We start from the raw sequence: 18,967 nt of genomic DNA on the forward strand, positions 1-18,967 counted from the left end.
ATTGCTGTAGTAATGGATGCGTATAATATTGTTCTCATATATTCCTCATTTTTTTGATACTTTTCGTTTTTCATATTTGCTTCCTAATTTATAAGGGATTGGCACTTCAAATAAAAAAGTTATATAATTACTCTGTTCGGTTACTCTTAGACTTCCTTTTATCTGATGTGTAAGATGTTTGATAAATGCTAATCCTTCTCCTAGTTCTCGATATATTTCTAAATCTTGATTCTCTAGTTCAGCATTTATTCTTTGTAATTTTTCTTTAGAAATGCTTAGGCATGTATTTTGTACTGTAAATTGTAATATTTTTGAATTCTGATTAACGTTAATAGCAATCTTGCAGTTTTTGATACTGTTTATAATTGCACTACCAATTAACTGGCTTAGCACTGCCTTTATTCTAAAACTGTCTCCAATGACCAAATTCTGTATATCATTTTGAATATTTAGCTCTATATCTTCATTTTCAAAGTCTTGTTTTATTTTGCTAACAGTATTATCTATTAGCGCTTTTATGCTAAATGTTTCACTCTTGACGTTCGTTGATTCTATGTATTGTCTAAACAAAAAAATTATGCTATTCAGAGAAGCTGTTACATTGCCTATTTTATAGTTATTTACTATTCTTCTAAAATGTTGTATCCAATCTATGCAATAGCTAATTTTTTAGTTAATTGATTAATTTTGTTTTGACCTTCATCTTCTATAGGCATAGAATGCTCCTGCTATTTTATTTCTAAAATGGTTTTGCTAGAGGTTAAAAGTTTAACTTGAAAATTTATTGCTTTTAATCTCTAGGAATATTATCTGACTCTAAACCAGATAACATCAGGTATACAGTAGCATTTTGATTTTTATCAGTACATGCTTTTTTGTAATATTTCTGAAAAATTTTTCATAATATTAAACACTGATGCGAAATTATCGCATTCATGGTTGTAAAAACACATATAAAAAGCTTGTAACAATGATTATTACTGCATTAAGGCTTGTTTTATGCTATAATTTATAGCAGAGATTTTTACTAACAAAATTACCTTCTCTGTCAGAAGCAACTACTAATAAGTATTTTCCTTATTGGGTTGGTAGTAAAATGATAATTATCAATAAATTATTATAGCATCGTCCTTCAGGACCAAATTACTATAAACCTGGCGGAGGAGCTTTATTTTGTTAAGTTATAAATACTCTTTTGAGCTCAAACATATAAGATACCGCTCAATGTGTGAAATGCTTTCGTTCATATATTTATCTGCTTTATTTGCTTATTGCCTTAAACATATTAAACTTTCTTCTATTAATTCTAAATTCCTAATCTAGGACTGAGATTCTATGATATATTTTGTAAAATATATTAAATTAAATATTATATTACTCATAATTATTGTTAACTGTTACATAGCTATCACCAGCAAATGCAGTAGCACATTCCATACTTTCATTATTATTGCAACTTGAATAATGATTATTATGATATCCTTTAGAATCTTCTTTATCTACCTCAATAAAGCCTTCTTGGTCAACATAGTTGTTAATACCATCAAAAGTGTAGCGTCCACAGTTAATATCATCAAGCATGCCTTGCATCCCTGAATATATTGCATTAAATTTAATACTATATCCATCAAAGCAGTTTTGTATTGCTTTTTTGATTGGATCTAATGAATATAATGATCCAACAATTAATCCTTTAGAATCATAATGAGTAGCTGTAATTGTGTTACTTATTTCACTTTTTTCAAGTTTAAGCCAAGTAAAGTGCCTCTTTTGAAGGCCAAAATATGTATTGGATTGTTGTATAGGAATTATAGCAGTTTGAAAATCAGAAATTTTTTCATTTACTTTTAAAGTATTAAGTACTGTTGATAAACTGTCTGCTATTGTACGTGGAGCATCTGTTTCTTCTCCTATGTGATCATGTCCTGGAGGCATAATAACTGTTTTTGAATCTATTAATTCGTTTAAAATAACATGTACAGACATTTTTTGCTCAGATACAATTCCATATAATTTGCTTCTATATTCTATGACTTCCTTGAGCTTAAGATTTGCTGATTTAACTAGTTTAGGTAATACTTCTTGTTGAGCAACAACAAGCTGTGAAGCATCAATAGCATTTTTCCCTCCGTTTAAAACTGTATTTTTAAAATATGCACTTTTTAAAGTTGTATTTTTAAAAACTGTGTTTTTAGAAGCAAGTCCTGTTACTTCTAAAATAGGTTGATAAAGTGCTCTGAAAGACTTTGTTATATTACTAGATATATTTCCAAACATAATTTGTTACTATATATTAAAGTTTTTATAATTTTTATAAATTATTGTTTATAAATGATAACATAATTATACATTTAATGTCAATAATAAATAATCAATATGGCAAAAATATCAAGCAATAAAAAAGCTATATGATTAGTAATGAAGATCTTATAGTAGCTTATTTATATAACTTAAAGCAAAGTATAATAAAACTTACAAGTTAAGTAAAACAATTACCTTTTTAAAATTAGTTATTTTGAAACTTGAGGCTTTGTCACATCTGTATAGCATATTTATTAATTTACACAAAATCTAAGATTTTAGATGTTATGCTGCCATTAGCATTTTAAAATTCTCAAAGTATATATATGATCATTAGCTCCAACTATTTATCCTGTTTGAATCACACTAATATTTTCTATACCGGTAATAGTAATCTTAGCACTATGAAGACCCTTAAAAGCAAACATTAGTTTCATCTTTTAATAAATCTATGATCTTGCTCTATGAAATTGTTCAGAATATTCATTTTGGAATATTTGTATCTTTTGTTTCTTAGGTATATTAAAGTCATTAAGAATTCGATAGTCTTGCCAAGAGTCATTGCTCTATATAGTACCATTAATAGGTATAGTCCATTCTCCAGCTATTTCCAATTGCTTTCTTATATTTCTCAACCTCTTGATCTACCAAAGGAGAAAACATTAATTTAACTATCTTTGAAAAGTTGCATGATCTATTTTAGCTTCTCTTATACTTTTCATCTCTTCAGGTTCTATATAACTTAATGAAAATCTGCACTTCATATATACAAATAATCATAATATTATTATTTCATGTAATGAGCAAAACCCTTTTAAATACTTCAAGTGTCTTAGGATATGGTAAATAAAAATGGCATAAATCTTTTTTTTAGCTACTTATATTCTATATCACATAACTTGGCAATACTATAGAACTCTTCTGTTAATTCTAAAATCTTAAATCCAAAAGGTATGAAGGATGAAAATATCACTTACGTGGTATAGTTGTTCCAATTTTGGAAGGAATAATTGTGTCATATGAATTATTGCTACTAATCTTAATATAAATTTACCGAATTTTTTCGTAATACCCATAGTACACATACTCTACTACTCATAAGTAATTAACTTATCTTTTCAACAATTTTTTCAGCTAAACTCATGATAAATGCCTGTTAGGCATAATAGTACAAGCTATTATGATTAATAATTTAAGCTTGATTATGCGAAAAACTGTTATAAACATATGGTACAGCAAAATTATTTAAGCAATTGTTAGTAAAGTTTGCTTTAGATTTGTATAAATATTTTTGAAGAAAGGCAGAGCTTCTCATACTCCAGTGCATTTTTCTCTAGTTATTTATACTAATTTAAGACTGCTTTACCATGTAATAATTAGGTAGCTATATTTTCTGTGCCTTCCTTGTCAGTTTGAGTATTATTATCAGTAGATGTAGCATTACCATTGGCAGCAGATCCTAAAGCATATACTACTAATTCTTCTAGAGGTACTTGATACTTTTTTGATAACTCTACTAATTGTGTTATTGATTCCATTACTTCTGCTGGTATTACTCCTCCTCTTTCAGTTGATAACCAATTTGCTTGAAAATGCAAAGGATGTTGATCTGGTTTTGGCTGTCCTATCATTACTTGAAAAGGAGCTATTTGGCCACCAAAATTACAATTAATTGTAAGTTTCTTCATTTTAAATTAGCTATATATATTTTTAAATGCTTTAATGATAATCTAAATTTTCATAGTAGATGTATCATATTTATTTTTCTAATATAAGTAAATACTCTCTTTAGATTTCTTATTTTTTGATGTCTGATAGTAATTTATGGCCATTTCACCTCAGGAGGAAGAGACATTAATATAGCTTCAATATTGCCATTAGTCATTAATCCAAATTTAGTACCTCTATCATGTAATAAATTAAACTCTACATATCTCCCACGTTTCACTAATAAATCGTCATACTGGCTATTACTCCATGGCAAAAACATTTTACTTTTCACAATATCTGGATAAATAGCTAAAAAAGCTTCTCCAACATTCTTAGTAAAGTTAAAATCATTATCAAAATCATTGCTATTTAGATAATCGTAAAATATTCCTCCCACTCCTCTAAACTCTTTTCGATGTGGTAAATAAAAATAACTGTCACATGCTGCTTTGAATTTTGTATAATATAATGGATTATACTTATCACATACTGATTTGAAAGCTTGATGAAATTTTTTAGTTTCAAAATCATCAGGGTATAATGGTGTTAAATCACTTCCACCACCAAACCAATAATTTTCAGTTTGTAAATATCTAGTATTGAAGTGTACAGCTGGAACTAAAGGAGATTTCATATGAGCTACTACTGAAATTCCAGTAGCAAAAAAATTAGAACTGCCGTCGACTCTAGGTATAATATCACATAGTGCTGTTGGTGTGCTTCCATACACTTTTGAAATGTTAACTCCAACTTTAGCGAATACATTACCTCTCATTATAGATATTTCCCCCCCTCCACCTTCAATTCTATCCCATTTACTGCGGACAAATTTAGCTACTTTTACTTTTTGACTACATGCGTAATATTGCTCTATTAACTCAAATGAATTAATCAGCTTGTCCTGTAATCTCTTAAACCATTGGTAACATTTTTCTTGATATTCAAGCATTAATGCAAAATTTGACTGAGTTATTTAAGTTTTAACGTACCATATCTTATTTTTATAAAAATTGATAAATAAATTATTATTTAAAGTAAATTTATTTTACAATATGTTATTACTACAAACTTCTCCAAATAGACTAGATGCTGAAGCGCTCAAAATTTTTACATTAGCTATCTTACCATATAAGTTGCTACTTTTCTCATTCTTAGTATACACAGATTGCATGTAAGGTGTTTTTCCAATTATTTGATTTTCATATTTGCCATCACGATTAAATAACACTGGCACTATCTTACCAACCAACTTTTGATTGCACTCTAGTTGCTGTTGCATTAGCTGAGTTTGTAATATACTGAGCCTCTGTTGTTTTATTTCTTCAGGTATTTGCTCTTTAACAGCTGCAGGAGTGCCTGGTCTAGGGCTATACTTGAAAGAATAACATTGCCCAAACTGTGCTTCCTTAGCAATACTTAAAGTTGCTTCGAAATCTTTATCTTCTTCTCCTGGAAAGCCTACAATAATATCGCTAGAAATTACTATATCAGGTCTTAATTTTCTTAATTGTTGAATGATTTCTAAATATTTCTCTCTACTATATCGCCTGTTCATTAACTTTAGTATTTTGTTTGAACCAGACTGAATAGGCAAATGCAGAAATGGCATTAACTTTTCTTCTGTAGCATGTAATGACAGTAACTGATCAGTCATATCATTAGGGTGCGAAGTAATATATCTAATTCTTTGTATCTTGTCTATTTTTGCAATATACTTGATTAGATCTGCTAAACTACATTCTTTGCCACTCTGATCTTTGCCATGATATGAGCTTACATTTTGCCCTACTAGTGTAATTTCTTTTGCACCTTGTTGAACAATATTAAGAACTTCACGATATACCTGTTCCATAGGCCTTGAAAACTCAGCACCTCTAGTATAAGGTACAACACAAAATGCGCAAAATTTATCACATCCTTCTTGAACCGATACTAATCCGCTAACAGTTGGTGATTTTGAAACTTCAGGAAGTATATCAAATTTAGCAGCTTCAACAAAATCTAAATCAATTAGATGATTTTCTACATCTAATTTTTTTAGCATAGTAGGTAAATTATAATATGACTGAGGACCAACAATAATATCAACTGCTGGCTCACGAATAAAAATTTCCTCCCCTTCAGCTTGTCCAACACATCCTGCTACTATTATTTTAGCTTTTTTTTTGCCAGCTTTAAGTTGATTTTGCTGTAATTTTTTAATTCTACCTAATTCAGAGTACATCTTCTCTGAAGCTTTTTCTCTTATATGGCAAGTATTCAGTATTATTACGCTAGCATCTGCCATATTGGCAACAACATCATACCCCTGGGTTTCTAATAGATCTACCATACGATTAGAATCATAAACATTCATTTGACAGCCGTATGTTTTTATATACAACTTTTTATTCATATTGCTTTAAAATACTAAGTTATTTCAAATTTATTTTTATATATTTTTATTTGATTATAAAAATAAATTAATGCATAATACTGCATTATATCTTAAAATATACTTACCTTAGCATTAAGATACAAGGTTTTTTCATTAAAATAGCGTTAATTATAAGGTAATATATTATTGTTTCATCTTAAGCACTGTTGCGTTTTATGGTAGTTCAGTTATGCAAGCTTTTACAGTCTTAAATTGCGCAAATTATGCAGTCATTTAAGTTAATATAAAATTTGGAGGAGTATATATGGGAATTATTAGTAAAAATCATGCTAATGCTCTAGATAAGACAATATCACAACGGCAACCAGCAAGTAAGATTGATCAACTATTATCCTGTTTACATTGTAGTTTGTTAAGTAATAAAAGTGTAGTATCAGTTATTAATTTAACTGGAATTATCGGAAAAATAAGTAATTTAAAACCTTGTCTTACTTTACATGCATTAAATTCCGTAATAGAAAAAGCTTTTTCATTTAAAAAATTAGCAGCTGTATGTTTAGTAGTAAATTCACCTGGTGGATCTCCAGTACAATCAGAATTAATAGCAAATAGAATTATTCAGTTATCAGATCAAAAAAACATACCTGTATATAGCTTCGTTGAAGATGTTGCTGCATCCGGTGGGTATTGGCTTGCATGTGCTGGGAAGAAAATTTATGCCTCAAAAAGTTCAATTATTGGTAGCATAGGCGTAATTTCTTCTGGCTTTGGTTTACATGAAGCAATAAGCAAGCTTGGTATTAAGCGTAGAGTTTATACTTGCGGCAGTAACAAATCTATATTAGATCCGTTTCTGCCAGAAAAAGATAGCGATATAAAAATCATAAAAAATCTTCAGCAGCAAGTACATAATCACTTCATAAATTATGTAAAATCAAGGCGAGGAAATAAAATTACTCAAGAAGATAAAATTATTTATAATGGTGAATTTTGGTCTGGAGAGCAAGCTTTAGAATATGGTTTAATAGATGGCATAAAAGATATGTATAGCTTTCTAGATACTAAATATGGGGATTCAATCAAAATAGAATATGTATCTGCTAAACAAAGTTGGCTCAAAAAAAGATTAGGGTTAATAATAGATCTCAACACTGAAAGCATTGTTCAAAAAACATTAAACACCATTGAACAAAAAGCATCTATAGATAGATATAATTTACATTAATAAACAAATACAACAACAAAGTTATGGTTTTGATTAACATTAAGATTTGTGTAATAGAATTTTAATGTTAAAATACTAGTTATTGTGGTAACAAGAACAAGAATCCAAAGGTATTTTTTATCTATAAATCTAAGCAGTAGCAGTGATACAAATATTAATTACGTTGTGTCCATTTTAAATTCAATTCCTGATAAACACCAATGTTCTAACACATTTTTATACTTTTTTTCCTGTGTTAAGTTTTCAAAATTAGTACCAATTGCTAGTAATAATTCGTCCTTCATCTTTCCGATATAGCTATATTGATGTATTGTTCTGATTGAATATTTCTAGTATTGGCATACTATCGATATTCGTAATCTCAGTTTTTGATAAGGATAAGATATTTTCTCTTTGAGAAATTTTTTAAATCTTCTATGGAACATCTCTATATCCTTTGTAAACTATTTTCTTGATTTTTAGCTATGAATATAGCTGCTTCTTAATATTTATGTTATGCAAAATAAATTTGCTTTTTATATTTTAAAGAATTCAATGTTAAAACATTGAGTAGCAGTAATAAGATCAGTTGGCAAAGGTTCTAAGTTATATTGACTATCATAAGCATTACCATAGACTTTAACATAGTGATTGATTGTTTGGGGCATATTTATTCCAAGATATATTGACCTCAATATGGTGTATAAGGCTAAATAATGGCAAATTAATGGTGATGCTAAACGATGTTCTATTCTTAAGGGGAAACTATTTGGAATTCTAATTGCAACAGTACGATTATTACCACCATAAGAGATATGAGTTGGAGCCATAAAGTTTTTATTTAATCTTAGAAAATCCGCTTCACGATGAACAAATACCAAAAAAGTTTCCTTCATATAATGGCAAATACTATTAATTATTAAGGTTAGAATATTACAATCTTGTTCAAAGATGTTTGAGTTATTATAATCTAGTAATTCAATGTGAAAATGCAATGCATTACCATAATCAAATAAATATGGCTTAGCATCAAACTTTGATATTCCATTATATAATTGAGCTAATAGCTGAATTTTGGTTATAATATCATTAATTAATTGAGCCAAATATGTTAAATCTTCAGTAGGTGAAATTTCAATTTCATATTGATGACATCCTCTTTCCTTCTTTAAATTATAAGCTTGTAGATATGCATATAATTTTTGTTGAATATCTTGTGGCTCTAAGTAAAATTCTATTTCTACTCCAATCCTAAGCTTATAATTAAAATTTTGTGCTAATTTTTTTTGCAATTTCTCTAGCGCATTTACTTTTTTTAAATTATTTGATAGGTTTAAAAGAAAATTATTATTCTGCATGCAAGATTTAATACCTGATAACATCTCGTATAAGTTCTTTGATAAAAGTTTTATACACTCAAGTGGTGTATATCTACTTTCACCTCAGAATAATAAAACTATTGATTCTAAGCAAGTAGCAAATAATAAGCAGTTAGTTATTAATTATTTTGCAGCAAAAGAGCTTATTGTTTTAAATCAAAAGCATAGCAATAGTGTATATTATGCAAAAAGCTATAGTGATTATGCACCTATTGCTGATGCTATAGTTACTGATCTTCCACAACTAATATTAGGTATTCAAACAGCTGATTGTGTTCCAGTATTATTGTTTGCTGATAATGGTACAATGATTGGAGCAGCTCATTGTGGTTGGCGTGGCGCTAAAGCTAACATTATCAGGAATATTATTTCCTTAATGCGGAATTTAAACAATATGATCAATATAAAATCTATAATTGGACCAGCTATTCAACAAAACTCTTATGAAGTTGATGAACATTTCTATAATACTTTTATGCAAGAGAGTAATAATTATCAATATCTTTTTAAACGATTAGAATTTAATAATAAATTTTTATTTAACTTAGTAGGTTTTGTGCAAGATAAATTATTAGAAGAAAATGTTGAAATAGTTAAGGTTTATCAAGATGACACTTACTCATTGCCAGAATTATATCCAAGCTATAGGCGTGATCATCATATAAACTACCATATATTATCAACTATAGTAATGAATAATGCTTAAGTTACTTAATCCTAAGTGTTTTTTACAGTTATCTCGGCAAATATTACCTTATTTGATAATTATATTTATAGTTATTTTTAGCTATGGTATTTATTTATCGCTTTTTAATTCTCCAATCGATTATCAGCAAGGAGAGTTAGTAAGAATAATGTATATACATGTGCCATCAGCATGGTTAGCAGTAATAATATATACTTTGATAGCTTTATGCAGTTTTGGATCAATAGTTTGGAAAATTAGAATGCTATATATAATCGCTATTTCAGCAGCCCCTGTTGGTTGCTGTTTTACAGCAATTACATTGATTACTGGATCAATTTGGGGACAGATGACATGGGGCACTTTGTGGGTATGGGATGCTAGGCTAACATCAACGCTAATATTGTTATTATTATATTTAAGTTATATTATAGTAGTAAATGCAGGAGATAATATATTACGCTGTGAAAAACCAGCAGCAGTTACTTCTCTAATTGGAATCATTAATATACCTATTATTAAGTTTTCAGTAAATATTTGGAGCACATTGCATCAACAATCTAGTGTATTTAAAATTGGAGGTCCTACAATTCATGTTTTAATGTTAAAACCGCTAATAATAATGTTTATAGCATTTGTAATCTATTTTATTATTGTAATTATTTGTAGAGTTAATATACTGTTTACTAAATTAAAGTTATTTAATTCTATAAGCTTTAGGTAATAATTATGACTTATGTTGTTACTGATGTCTGTGTGAAATGCAAGTATACCGATTGCGTAGAAGTCTGCCCGGTAGACTGTTTTCATGAAGGGGAGGTTATGGTTGTTATTGATCCTGAAAAATGCATTGATTGTGGTGTGTGTGAAATTGAGTGTCCAGTAGAAGCTATAAAACCAGAGGCAGAAGAGTTGATTAAATGGATAGAGCTTGGTCAGAAATTTTCTAAAAAATGGCCACAAATTTTACATAAAAAAGCACCACTACCTCAAGCTGATTTATATAAAAATGAAACTAATAAGTTTGAGAAATATTGTATTTCAAAATAAATATTATCAATATGATGCTTAGTTTTAAGCACAAGAGATGATATTTTTGATAAATAAAATACTAAGTTTGTAATAATTATGATGATATTATCTATATATAAAAAGGCGGTGACTGCAGTAGTAGTATTAATTCTATGCAGTAGTATAGTATATGCAAAATTATTAGAAAATGCTTCAACTACAATAGAGCTAGTTTCACATCAAGCAAATGATTTAACACTTGAAAAAATCAATGAGCATATAAAACAATATATTCTTGATCATCCTGAGGTTATTGTAGCATCTATTGATGCTATGCAAAAAAGAAAACAACAGCAAGAACTAGAGCTTTTTTCTAAAGTTATTAGTGAGCAACTAAAAATTTTACATGATACTCATAAATTACCTAGTATTGGTAATGGTGATATAATCGTAAATATTTTTTATGATTATCATTGTAAATACTGTAAACAGTTAAATGTTTCAATTAATAAGCTAATTGCTAAAAATAAAGATATAAAGGTTATATGGCTACCATTACCAATTCTAGGGGAATTATCAAATTATTCTGCTAGAGTTGCTTTAGCAGTTTATCAAGTAAGTCCAGGTAAATTTGATTTGTTTCATAATAAAATGATGAGCTTAACTAAAATTACTTCCCAAGCTATTGAAAGTATTTTGGTTGAATATCAAATCAATGTTGATGAGGTTCTCAATTTAACTAATAGCTCTAATGTACAGAACATAATTTCAGAAATTAATAATATAGCTTTAAAATGTCGCTTAAATGGTGTGCCATTAACAGTAATTGATGGTCAAGTATATTCAGGACTAGTAGATAAATTACAGCTCGGCATTGATGCAGCTAGAGAAAGGAAAAAAAATAATCAAGCTGTTGTTTGTCCTATTGAATACAAGCAATAGAAATAATAGTAAATTGGTATAGACAATTTTTAGAATTAATCATAGTATTTTATGAGTATAGAATTAGGATTAATAGGTTAAATAATATATTAAATGTAGTGATCTTGGTAAGTAATAATGGGAAAAATCAATTACGAAGAGCTTGTTGATCAGTCAATGTTAAATGTTGTTAAACAAGCTCTTAAATTTGTTTCTGCAAGTGGAGATTTAGAAGATAATTACTTTTATATATCATTTTGTACAACATTTCCAGGCGTGAAAATATCAGAGCACTTAAGAACTAAGTATACAGAGCAAATGACTATTGTATTACAACATCAATTTTCAAATTTAGTAATTAAACATGATTTTTTCTCAGTTTGTTTAAGCTTTAGCGGAAAAGTTGAAGAAGTCGTTGTTCCTTGGAAATCAATAATGACGTTTATTGATCCTGTAGCTCAGCTAAGAATTAAGCTTATTTACTACGTAAATAAGCATAAAAATCAGCTTCATAAAAGTAATGCTAAAAATCAAAATCAGCCTAGTAGTCCAGTATCTATTAAAGGCAAGTTAAAAGATAAAAAAAATGCAATAGAAAATAAAGTTGTTAGTTTAGATAGCTTCAGACGAAGATCTAGCGATTAGTAGTTATATGTTATATATTTCTAATTCAGTTCAAATATATACAGATGGAGCATGTAGTGGTAATCCTGGCCCAGGAGGTTGGGGAGCATATTTAAGTTATAAAAATAAAGAAAAAAGAATTCATGGATTTGATATAAATACTACAAACAACAAAATGGAGTTAACAGCAGCAATAGAAGCATTAAAAACACTTAGGTATCACTGCAAAGTAGAACTATATACTGATAGTCAATATGTACAAGTTGGTATTACTAAATGGATAGAAAAGTGGATAAAAAATAACTGGAAGTCAGTTTGTAATGTTAATTTGTGGCAATCTCTTTATTCTTTAGCTCAAAATCATCAGATTAATTGGCATTGGGTTAGAGGTCATTCTGGTAATATCGGTAATGAAATTGCTGATAGATTAGCAAATAATGGAAAAATCAAAGCACTAACAATAGCAAATGAAAGTATTAAGAAATTTATTGGTTAAATATACAAGTAAGCTAGTTGGTATTGATCAATATGGCAACAAGTATTACCTTTTTTTAAAAAAAACTGGCTTTTTGAAGCATAAAAAAAGAATAGTAATTTTTAATGGTGTAGAAGATCCTTCTTCAATACCTTGCGAGTGGTATCAATGGCTGCATTATATGAGTAATCATATTCCATCTCAATCAAGTTTTAAAAAATATGATTGGCAAGTTAATAGAATACCAAATATGACTGGTACTGAATTTGCTTATTCTCCATTGATAAAAAATGGTAATAACTTTTTAAGACAAAATGTATCTTCTGATTATCAGTCTTGGCAACCTAAAAAATATGAAAATGCAATATAGTTTTTTAGAAACATTTACAGGCTTTTTTGTACTACTATTCGTAGTGCTATGCCTATATTTTGGCTATAGATCATATAATGATTACACAAAGGATAACAAATTTAAAACTATCTATGCTACTTTTCAAAATGTTGAAGGATTAAACAAAGGAAGTAGTGTGCTAGTATCTGGTATTAAGATTGGTACAGTTGAAAAGCTAACTTTAATGCCATCATCATTTGATGTAGCTGTAGAATTAAAATTATCTGCTGATGTAAATCTTCCTAATGATTCTCAAGCAATAATTATGAATCGAGGATTGTTAGGAGAAAAGTATATTACTATTCTTCCTGGAACAGGAGAAAGTTATATTGCAGATAAAGGGGAAATTCATTTCACTCAATCAGCTATAAATGTTGAAAGAATGATTGGTAAAGTATTTTCTGAGCTTTTTGGACATAACTATTTTAAAATTCCTTTTAGTAATAAGCAGTAAAAAATGTTAGTTAAGCTGCAACCGGTTAAGGGAAGTAAAGATCTACTACCTGAGGAATTTCATAAGCATGATTATATTATTAGCATCTCTAGAAAATTAAGCAAGCTATACGGGTTTCAGCCCATTGCAACTCCAATAATAGAATATACAGAAGTATTTAGCCGTACTTTAGGCAAAGATTCTGATGTTCTTAGTAAAGAGATGTATACTTTTCTAGATAAGAGCAGTCGTAGTATTAGTTTAAGGCCAGAATTTACTGCAGGCATTATGCGTGCAGTTATTCATAATAATCTACAATATCAGAAGATACCATTAAAATATTTTTCATCAGGCCCGGCTTTTAGGTATGATAACCCTCAAGCTGGACGACAGAGACAATTTCATCAAATTAATTTAGAATGTATAGGTGATAGTTCTCCATTTAGTGATGTGGAACTAATTCTGCTAGCTCAGGATATATTTAAAGCATTGAATTTAATTAATCGAGTAAACTTAGAAATAAATTCATTAGGATGTATAGAATCAAGATCAAAATACCAACAAGCTTTAGTTGAGTATTTCAGCAAATATAGAACCGAATTATCAATAGATAGCCAACGCCGTCTTATAGAAAATCCATTAAGAATTTTAGATTCTAAAAATTTGCATGATCAAAAAATATCTGCATCAGCCCCTAATATATATGATTATTATACTATAGATGCCAAAAATTACTTTAATAAAGTACTAGAATATTTAGAGTTTTGTGGTATCAAATATAGTATTAATACTAATTTGGTACGTGGTTTAGATTATTATTGTCATACAGTTTTTGAATATGTATTAACTGAAGTTGGAACTCAATCCTCTGTTTTAGGAGGAGGACGATATGATGGATTATTTGAACAAATGGGAGGGAAATGGGTAAAAAAAACATTACCTGCAGTGGGTTTTGCAGCTGGAATAGAAAGGCTAGCACTTTTAACTAATTATAACTTAGTTAATACAAGGCCCATAGTTATTATACCAATAAATGAAGAAAATAACCAACATGCTATTATGTTGCTACAAAAGTTAAGAAACAATAATATTGTAACAGTAATTGATTTGCAAGGCAATGTTTCTAAAAGATTAAATCAAGCTAATAGTATTAATGCTAGAAAAGTGATATTTATTGGATCGACAGAAATTCACAAGCAAAATTATAAAATCAAAGACTTAGATACTAGTGAAGAGTGTGTTATAATGCATAATGAAATACTTAATTATTTACAAAATAATTGATGTTATATTAAGTAAATTACTGTTTTATGGTTAAAATTAACGCTAAAACTATAACTAGGATTGCAAGTATTCAGGGAGTATATAGTTATCAAATACTAAAGTCTGAGCATACAATAGATTATATAATAAGTTTTATTATTACTTACTATAAAGATAAAAGTTCATTAGAGGATCTTGAATTAGATTCCACTGTACCTTGCTTTAAAATAAAGGTAAATTACCTTACTATGTTAATTAATGAAACTATAAGCAACTTAGAAACTATAGATATGATAATTTCATCACATCTTGCTAATAACTGGCAAATCAAAGATTTGCATTTAATGTTGCTATCAATTTTACAAGTTGCTATTTGTGAGTTAAAATTTTTTACTAATACTCCATATAAAGTTATAATTAATGAGTTTACTAATATAGCTAGTGATTTTGTACAAGAAAATGAAATTGGCTTTGTTAATTCTTTATTGGAAAAAGTTAGCTTTAATGTACGATCACTTAACAAAGATAAGTAATTAGTTTTCTAAAATACTTATAGTATAAGGCATTAATAAGTCAAATTAAGAAGAAAATATAGGAAAGATATTAAAGTTTAGAGATATAGAATTAATGGAAAAGGAATTACTTGAAAATAATACAGACAAAATCAACAATGAGTTAGTAAGTTATGGTATATAAAGATTTCAAGTATCCAAATACTAAGGTTAATCAAATAGCTATGAAAAAGTTTTTATCCTTCCAAAAGGCATGATAGGTTAAGGAATAAGTTTATAGAAAAAATTAATTTCAAAAGGACAATTTATTGATGTGTCTGGATAGAAGATAATGTATACCGTAACTATGGTTAGAGCATCTATAAGCAGAGCAAAGGTGCTATTAAGTCTATTAGCATAATTGTAATTAACTGCTACTTTTATATTTGAAGGTAACTACAATAAAGACATTTTGGAGATTTATGTAGAAGATGTATTAATCAAAGAGTTATAAAAAACTGAGTAAGTAGTTATATATTAGATAATACTAGCTTTTATATATAGAACTGTTATACCTTTTTTGATGAAATTCTTTAATAATTTTTTTAATTTTGATAGAGTATCTCTTATACTTTGTAAACTATTTCCTTAAATTACTTTTATTCACAATTTACCTCTCTAACTTTTGTACCTAATCTTTTCTAATCTAAAACTGAGGTTTAAAAATATATTTTTTAGTTTTCTATAAATTTTTATAAAATCGATCTATAATCTTCAATCTTACTATTTTATAATTACATTATAATTTATCATCTGATAATGCATATTTCTTAAAGAATACCTCTTATGTACAATAATTCAACAATAGATCAAGATGAAATAAAAAAGTTTAATTCGATAGCTAATGAATGGTGGAATCCAAATGGCAAGTTTAAACAATTACATTTAATGAACCCAGTTAGAATTAGTTTTATTAAGCAAAAAATACTAACACATTATAAATTAATAGATAATGTCTCAAAGCCTTTTAATGATCTAAAGGTTGCTGATATTGGCTGCGGTGGCGGAATAACATCAATACCTATGGCTAAACTTGGTGCTGCAGTTACAGCTATTGATGCCAGCAATGAAAATATAAAAATTGCTCAAATACATGCTAGTAAAATAGGAGTACAAGTTAATTATATTTGTACTTCTATAGAAGATTATATAAAAATTAGCAATGAAAAATATGATGTAGTTTTATGTTTAGAAGTTATTGAGCATATAAGCAATATTCAGGAATTTTTTTTATGTTTAAGTAAAATTTTAAAGCCTAAAGGCATGGTTATTATTTCAACCATAAATCAAACCTTTAAATCTTATATTTTCGCTATAGGTTTAGCTGAATATTTATTAAGATATTTACCAAAAGGTACTCATAATTTTAATAAATTTTTAAAGCCTTCTACTATTAACAATTTTTTGATCTCTAACAATATGTTCTTAAAAGAAATTCAGGGGTTATCTTATAATCCTATATTGCAACAATGGTACTTAAGTAATGATATAAGCATTAATTACATTATGTATATTACTGCAGTTTAAATTTTAAGCATCTACAATAACCATTAAGATCATAATATTTATTTTCAAGAATTAAGCCATTTTTCAGGCAAATATTAGATATTATTTCTGCTTTATTATAACTACATTCTAGATATAACCTACCATTCTGATTTAAGAAACTAGAAATAAAAGGAACTATTTTTTGATAAGATTGAAGTCCGTTATTACTACTAAATAAAGCTATGTGTGGTTCATATAATAATGTTTCACGTGATAACATATTTAATTCAGAATTTGATATATAAGGTGGATTTGCAATAATTATGTCATATTTTTCTCCTAATACTAATTTACTGAACCAGTTACTTTGTAATAACTTTAATGAGTTTATTAGTTTATATTTTTGACAGTTACGATGAGCAATATTTAAAGCTGACATTGAAATATCTACCCCTACTCCAATAGCGTTTTTAAGTTCAAGCAGTAAAGTAATAATTAAACATCCACTTCCAACTCCTAATTCAAGGATGTTTATTGGTATTGAAGTTTGATAATTAGCTATCTTACTATAATCTCTAACTACTGCATCGATTAAAGTTTCAGAATCAGGTCTAGGAATTAATACCGAGTTGTCAACAATGAAATTTCTGCTATAAAATTCTTTATATCCAACTAAATGGGCAAGAGGCAAGTACTTAGTACGCAACTTAATCAAGTGTAAAAATTGATTATAGTCACTGCTTAATAATAAGCGATCAGAATAAAAAAGTATATATTCTTGGCTTTGATTAATAACATGAGCTAGCAGTGCTCTAGATTCAAAGTGAGAATTTGAAATTTTATATTGCGATAGTAAATTTCTGCCAATTATAAGAGCATCTTTGATCTGCACACTAATAATCTACCTTTACAAAATATAAACCGGAGGATGGTGCTGTAGGGCCAGCCATTGCTCTGTTTTTTGCAAGTAAGATTGTTTTAATAGCAGCAGGAGGTATTTTACATAAGCCAATATAAACTAAGGTACCAACTATATTTCTTACCATGTGGTGCAAAAATGATGGAGCTGAAAAATAAATTTGTATTTCTGGATAGTTAGCAGTAATGATTTCAATTTTATTTAAAGTCTTTACAGGAGATTTTGATTGGCAGGCAGAAGACCTAAAAGAGGTAAAATCGTGTTTACCAATTAAATAATTAGATGCTTCAATCATATTAATAACATTTAACGGTGTTTTAACCCACCAAGTATGATTTTGATCAATAACTGAAGGTACTGTACGATTAATAATTCTATATTTATAATGCCTAGCTTTAGCAGAAAATCTAGCATGAAATTGTAAAGTCGTTAGCTCACAACTTATTAATATTACACGGTAAGGTTTTAACAAATGATTAACTGCAGCCATTAACTTGTAAGGATCATAGTAATATGGAAGATTTAAGCTATTAATTGCAGCAGTATTATTCTGTTTACTTTCTTGACCATCCTTACTAAGGCAAGCTTTATTATTTGTATTTATTAAGTCAAAATGTACCACCTGGCCTAAAGCATGCACACCGGAATCAGTACGACCAGCAGCAATAAGATTAATATTTTGTTTAGTAAATGTGGATATTTTTTCTTCGAGTAATTGCTGTATTGAAATGCTATTTTGTTGCCGTTGCCATCCAGCGAAATTAGTGCCATCATACTCGACAACAGCTTTATAACGCCACATTAAAAATATACAATAATTAAAGGTAATATTTCATATATACTAATAATGTAAAAAAAGTAAATTAAAAACTTTATTATTGCACTTAATAAAGTATGCTCTTTTCAACACAATGTTAACTAATATTTAATGATTAAAAACTATAACTTTTTCTGTAATTTTCTATACTTTAGTTAATTATTATATATCTTAGTTTTGGATTGGAAAGAATTATATACAGAAGTTAGAGTATAACTTGTGAAAAAAAAAATAGCTTAACAACATAGTGTTCAATTGTTGTAGTTAGTATATTAAATGAGCTCTTTGAGCTTAAACATAATATGATACCATTCAATATGGAATACTTTTGTTCATATATTATCTTTCTTAGTTACTTATTGTTTAAGCATATTGAACCTTCTATTAATTCTGCATTCTAATTTAAAACTGAGGTTTA

General features: G+C 28.2%; 21 protein-coding genes and 1 pseudogene. 12 read left to right on the plus strand and 10 right to left on the minus strand.

The genetic code is table 11. The features are described from left to right. Positions 1-45: 45 nt before the first annotated feature. The 6 genes and pseudogenes from OCHUTO_RS00865 to miaB form a co-directional block, all read right to left on the minus strand. Complete coding sequence (locus OCHUTO_RS00865) at positions 46-570, minus strand: sensor histidine kinase (RefSeq protein WP_232296906.1); 525 nt, start codon at positions 568-570, stop codon at positions 46-48. Positions 571-1,374: 804 nt separating this feature from the next. Continuing rightward, positions 1,375-2,277 (minus strand): hypothetical protein, encoded by a 903-nt coding sequence (locus OCHUTO_RS00870; protein ID WP_045796992.1) that lies wholly within the window; start codon positions 2,275-2,277, stop codon positions 1,375-1,377. A 309-nt stretch (positions 2,278-2,586) separates the two neighbouring features. Next, positions 2,587-3,149, minus strand: a pseudogene (locus tag OCHUTO_RS05965) (DDE-type integrase/transposase/recombinase). A gap of 528 nt (positions 3,150-3,677) precedes the next feature. After that, entirely contained in the window at positions 3,678-3,989 is a 312-nt protein-coding gene (locus OCHUTO_RS00880) for a DUF2610 domain-containing protein (RefSeq protein ID WP_045796993.1), read from the minus strand. A gap of 134 nt (positions 3,990-4,123) precedes the next feature. Next, entirely contained in the window at positions 4,124-4,960 is an 837-nt protein-coding gene (gene hemF / locus OCHUTO_RS00885; protein ID WP_045796994.1) for an oxygen-dependent coproporphyrinogen oxidase, read from the minus strand. Between the two features lie 96 nt (positions 4,961-5,056). Beyond that, a complete protein-coding gene (gene miaB, locus OCHUTO_RS00890; RefSeq protein WP_045796995.1) occupies positions 5,057-6,406 on the minus strand; it encodes a tRNA (N6-isopentenyl adenosine(37)-C2)-methylthiotransferase MiaB in 1,350 nt (449 codons plus the stop codon). 286 nt (positions 6,407-6,692) lie between these two features. Between miaB and OCHUTO_RS00895 the strand changes: the two genes are divergently transcribed. Then, a complete protein-coding gene (locus OCHUTO_RS00895) occupies positions 6,693-7,613 on the plus strand; it encodes a S49 family peptidase (protein ID WP_045796996.1) in 921 nt (306 codons plus the stop codon). Between the two features lie 158 nt (positions 7,614-7,771). On the opposite strand, the gene OCHUTO_RS06750 is transcribed toward OCHUTO_RS00895, so the two are convergent. Continuing rightward, the gene (locus tag OCHUTO_RS06750; protein WP_269745470.1) at positions 7,772-7,897 is read right to left on the minus strand and encodes a hypothetical protein; all 126 of its coding nucleotides are present in this window, start codon (positions 7,895-7,897) and stop codon (positions 7,772-7,774) included. A gap of 231 nt (positions 7,898-8,128) precedes the next feature. Continuing rightward, positions 8,129-8,950 (minus strand): type I glutamate--ammonia ligase, encoded by an 822-nt coding sequence (locus OCHUTO_RS00900; RefSeq protein ID WP_045796997.1) that lies wholly within the window; start codon positions 8,948-8,950, stop codon positions 8,129-8,131. On the opposite strand from OCHUTO_RS00900, the gene pgeF reads away from it, so the two are divergent. From pgeF to ubiG, 11 genes are all read left to right on the plus strand, one after another. After that, entirely contained in the window at positions 8,949-9,677 is a 729-nt protein-coding gene (gene pgeF / locus OCHUTO_RS00905; protein ID WP_045796998.1) for a peptidoglycan editing factor PgeF, read from the plus strand. The two genes, OCHUTO_RS00900 and pgeF, sit on opposite strands and share 2 nt — an antisense overlap. Then, complete coding sequence (gene ccmC, locus OCHUTO_RS00910) at positions 9,670-10,380, plus strand: heme ABC transporter permease CcmC (RefSeq protein ID WP_045796999.1); 711 nt, start codon at positions 9,670-9,672, stop codon at positions 10,378-10,380. Before pgeF ends, ccmC begins: the two co-directional genes overlap by 8 nt. 5 nt (positions 10,381-10,385) lie before the next feature. Next, complete coding sequence (gene fdxA / locus OCHUTO_RS00915; protein WP_045797000.1) at positions 10,386-10,706, plus strand: ferredoxin FdxA; 321 nt, start codon at positions 10,386-10,388, stop codon at positions 10,704-10,706. Positions 10,707-10,784: 78 nt separating this feature from the next. Continuing rightward, on the plus strand, positions 10,785-11,609 hold the full coding sequence (locus OCHUTO_RS00920) for a DsbA family protein (RefSeq protein ID WP_045797001.1): 825 nt from the start codon (positions 10,785-10,787) through the stop codon (positions 11,607-11,609). A 117-nt stretch (positions 11,610-11,726) separates the two neighbouring features. Continuing rightward, positions 11,727-12,233, plus strand: a complete 507-nt coding sequence (locus OCHUTO_RS00925) for a ClpXP protease specificity-enhancing factor SspB (protein ID WP_045797002.1) — start codon at positions 11,727-11,729, stop codon at positions 12,231-12,233. 7 nt (positions 12,234-12,240) lie between these two features. Further along, positions 12,241-12,708, plus strand: coding sequence for a ribonuclease HI (gene rnhA, locus OCHUTO_RS00930; protein ID WP_045797003.1), 468 nt, complete (start codon positions 12,241-12,243; stop codon positions 12,706-12,708). Further along, entirely contained in the window at positions 12,701-13,057 is a 357-nt protein-coding gene (locus OCHUTO_RS00935; protein ID WP_232296907.1) for an NADH-ubiquinone oxidoreductase subunit NDUFA12 family protein, read from the plus strand. The genes rnhA and OCHUTO_RS00935 overlap by 8 nt, the downstream gene beginning before the upstream one ends. Beyond that, positions 13,047-13,532, plus strand: coding sequence for an outer membrane lipid asymmetry maintenance protein MlaD (mlaD, locus tag OCHUTO_RS00940; protein WP_045797032.1), 486 nt, complete (start codon positions 13,047-13,049; stop codon positions 13,530-13,532). Before OCHUTO_RS00935 ends, mlaD begins: the two co-directional genes overlap by 11 nt. A 3-nt stretch (positions 13,533-13,535) precedes the next feature. Continuing rightward, on the plus strand, positions 13,536-14,795 hold the full coding sequence (gene hisS / locus OCHUTO_RS00945; protein WP_045797005.1) for a histidine--tRNA ligase: 1,260 nt from the start codon (positions 13,536-13,538) through the stop codon (positions 14,793-14,795). A 26-nt stretch (positions 14,796-14,821) separates the two neighbouring features. Further along, positions 14,822-15,307, plus strand: coding sequence for a transcription antitermination factor NusB (gene nusB, locus OCHUTO_RS00950; RefSeq protein WP_045797006.1), 486 nt, complete (start codon positions 14,822-14,824; stop codon positions 15,305-15,307). 804 nt (positions 15,308-16,111) lie between these two features. Continuing rightward, positions 16,112-16,852 (plus strand): bifunctional 2-polyprenyl-6-hydroxyphenol methylase/3-demethylubiquinol 3-O-methyltransferase UbiG, encoded by a 741-nt coding sequence (gene ubiG, locus OCHUTO_RS00955; RefSeq protein ID WP_045797007.1) that lies wholly within the window; start codon positions 16,112-16,114, stop codon positions 16,850-16,852. On the opposite strand, the gene prmC is transcribed toward ubiG, so the two are convergent. Together prmC and truA are read right to left on the minus strand one after the other, a co-directional pair. Beyond that, entirely contained in the window at positions 16,839-17,705 is an 867-nt protein-coding gene (gene prmC, locus OCHUTO_RS00960) for a peptide chain release factor N(5)-glutamine methyltransferase (protein WP_045797008.1), read from the minus strand. The two genes, ubiG and prmC, sit on opposite strands and share 14 nt — an antisense overlap. A 1-nt stretch (position 17,706) precedes the next feature. Then, positions 17,707-18,534: a tRNA pseudouridine(38-40) synthase TruA gene (truA, locus tag OCHUTO_RS00965; RefSeq protein ID WP_045797009.1), complete on the minus strand. Its 828-nt coding sequence runs from the start codon at positions 18,532-18,534 to the stop codon at positions 17,707-17,709. Between the last annotated feature and the right edge of the window lie 433 nt (positions 18,535-18,967).

It is taken from the genome of Orientia chuto str. Dubai, assembly GCF_000964595.1.
Taxonomy (GTDB): domain Bacteria; phylum Pseudomonadota; class Alphaproteobacteria; order Rickettsiales; family Rickettsiaceae; genus Orientia; species Orientia mediorientalis.

What these genes read in the sequence shown, in the direction of transcription:
- OCHUTO_RS00870 (WP_045796992.1), bottom strand. Translation starts at nt 2,277, where the DNA reads ATGTTTGGAAATATATCTAGTAATATAACAAAGTCTTTCAGAGCACTT.
- OCHUTO_RS00880 (WP_045796993.1), bottom strand. Translation starts at nt 3,989, where the DNA reads ATGAAGAAACTTACAATTAATTGTAATTTTGGTGGCCAAATAGCTCCT.
- hemF (WP_045796994.1), bottom strand. Translation starts at nt 4,960, where the DNA reads ATGCTTGAATATCAAGAAAAATGTTACCAATGGTTTAAGAGATTACAG.
- miaB (WP_045796995.1), bottom strand. Translation starts at nt 6,406, where the DNA reads ATGAATAAAAAGTTGTATATAAAAACATACGGCTGTCAAATGAATGTT.
- OCHUTO_RS00895 (WP_045796996.1), top strand. Translation starts at nt 6,693, where the DNA reads ATGGGAATTATTAGTAAAAATCATGCTAATGCTCTAGATAAGACAATA.
- OCHUTO_RS06750 (WP_269745470.1), bottom strand. Translation starts at nt 7,897, where the DNA reads ATGAAGGACGAATTATTACTAGCAATTGGTACTAATTTTGAAAACTTA.
- pgeF (WP_045796998.1), top strand. Translation starts at nt 8,949, where the DNA reads ATGCAAGATTTAATACCTGATAACATCTCGTATAAGTTCTTTGATAAA.
- OCHUTO_RS00900 (WP_045796997.1), bottom strand. Translation starts at nt 8,950, where the DNA reads ATGCAGAATAATAATTTTCTTTTAAACCTATCAAATAATTTAAAAAAA.
- ccmC (WP_045796999.1), top strand. Translation starts at nt 9,670, where the DNA reads ATGCTTAAGTTACTTAATCCTAAGTGTTTTTTACAGTTATCTCGGCAA.
- fdxA (WP_045797000.1), top strand. Translation starts at nt 10,386, where the DNA reads ATGACTTATGTTGTTACTGATGTCTGTGTGAAATGCAAGTATACCGAT.
- OCHUTO_RS00920 (WP_045797001.1), top strand. Translation starts at nt 10,785, where the DNA reads ATGATGATATTATCTATATATAAAAAGGCGGTGACTGCAGTAGTAGTA.
- OCHUTO_RS00925 (WP_045797002.1), top strand. Translation starts at nt 11,727, where the DNA reads ATGGGAAAAATCAATTACGAAGAGCTTGTTGATCAGTCAATGTTAAAT.
- rnhA (WP_045797003.1), top strand. Translation starts at nt 12,241, where the DNA reads ATGTTATATATTTCTAATTCAGTTCAAATATATACAGATGGAGCATGT.
- mlaD (WP_045797032.1), top strand. Translation starts at nt 13,047, where the DNA reads ATGCAATATAGTTTTTTAGAAACATTTACAGGCTTTTTTGTACTACTA.
- hisS (WP_045797005.1), top strand. Translation starts at nt 13,536, where the DNA reads ATGTTAGTTAAGCTGCAACCGGTTAAGGGAAGTAAAGATCTACTACCT.
- nusB (WP_045797006.1), top strand. Translation starts at nt 14,822, where the DNA reads ATGGTTAAAATTAACGCTAAAACTATAACTAGGATTGCAAGTATTCAG.
- ubiG (WP_045797007.1), top strand. Translation starts at nt 16,112, where the DNA reads ATGTACAATAATTCAACAATAGATCAAGATGAAATAAAAAAGTTTAAT.
- truA (WP_045797009.1), bottom strand. Translation starts at nt 18,534, where the DNA reads ATGTGGCGTTATAAAGCTGTTGTCGAGTATGATGGCACTAATTTCGCT.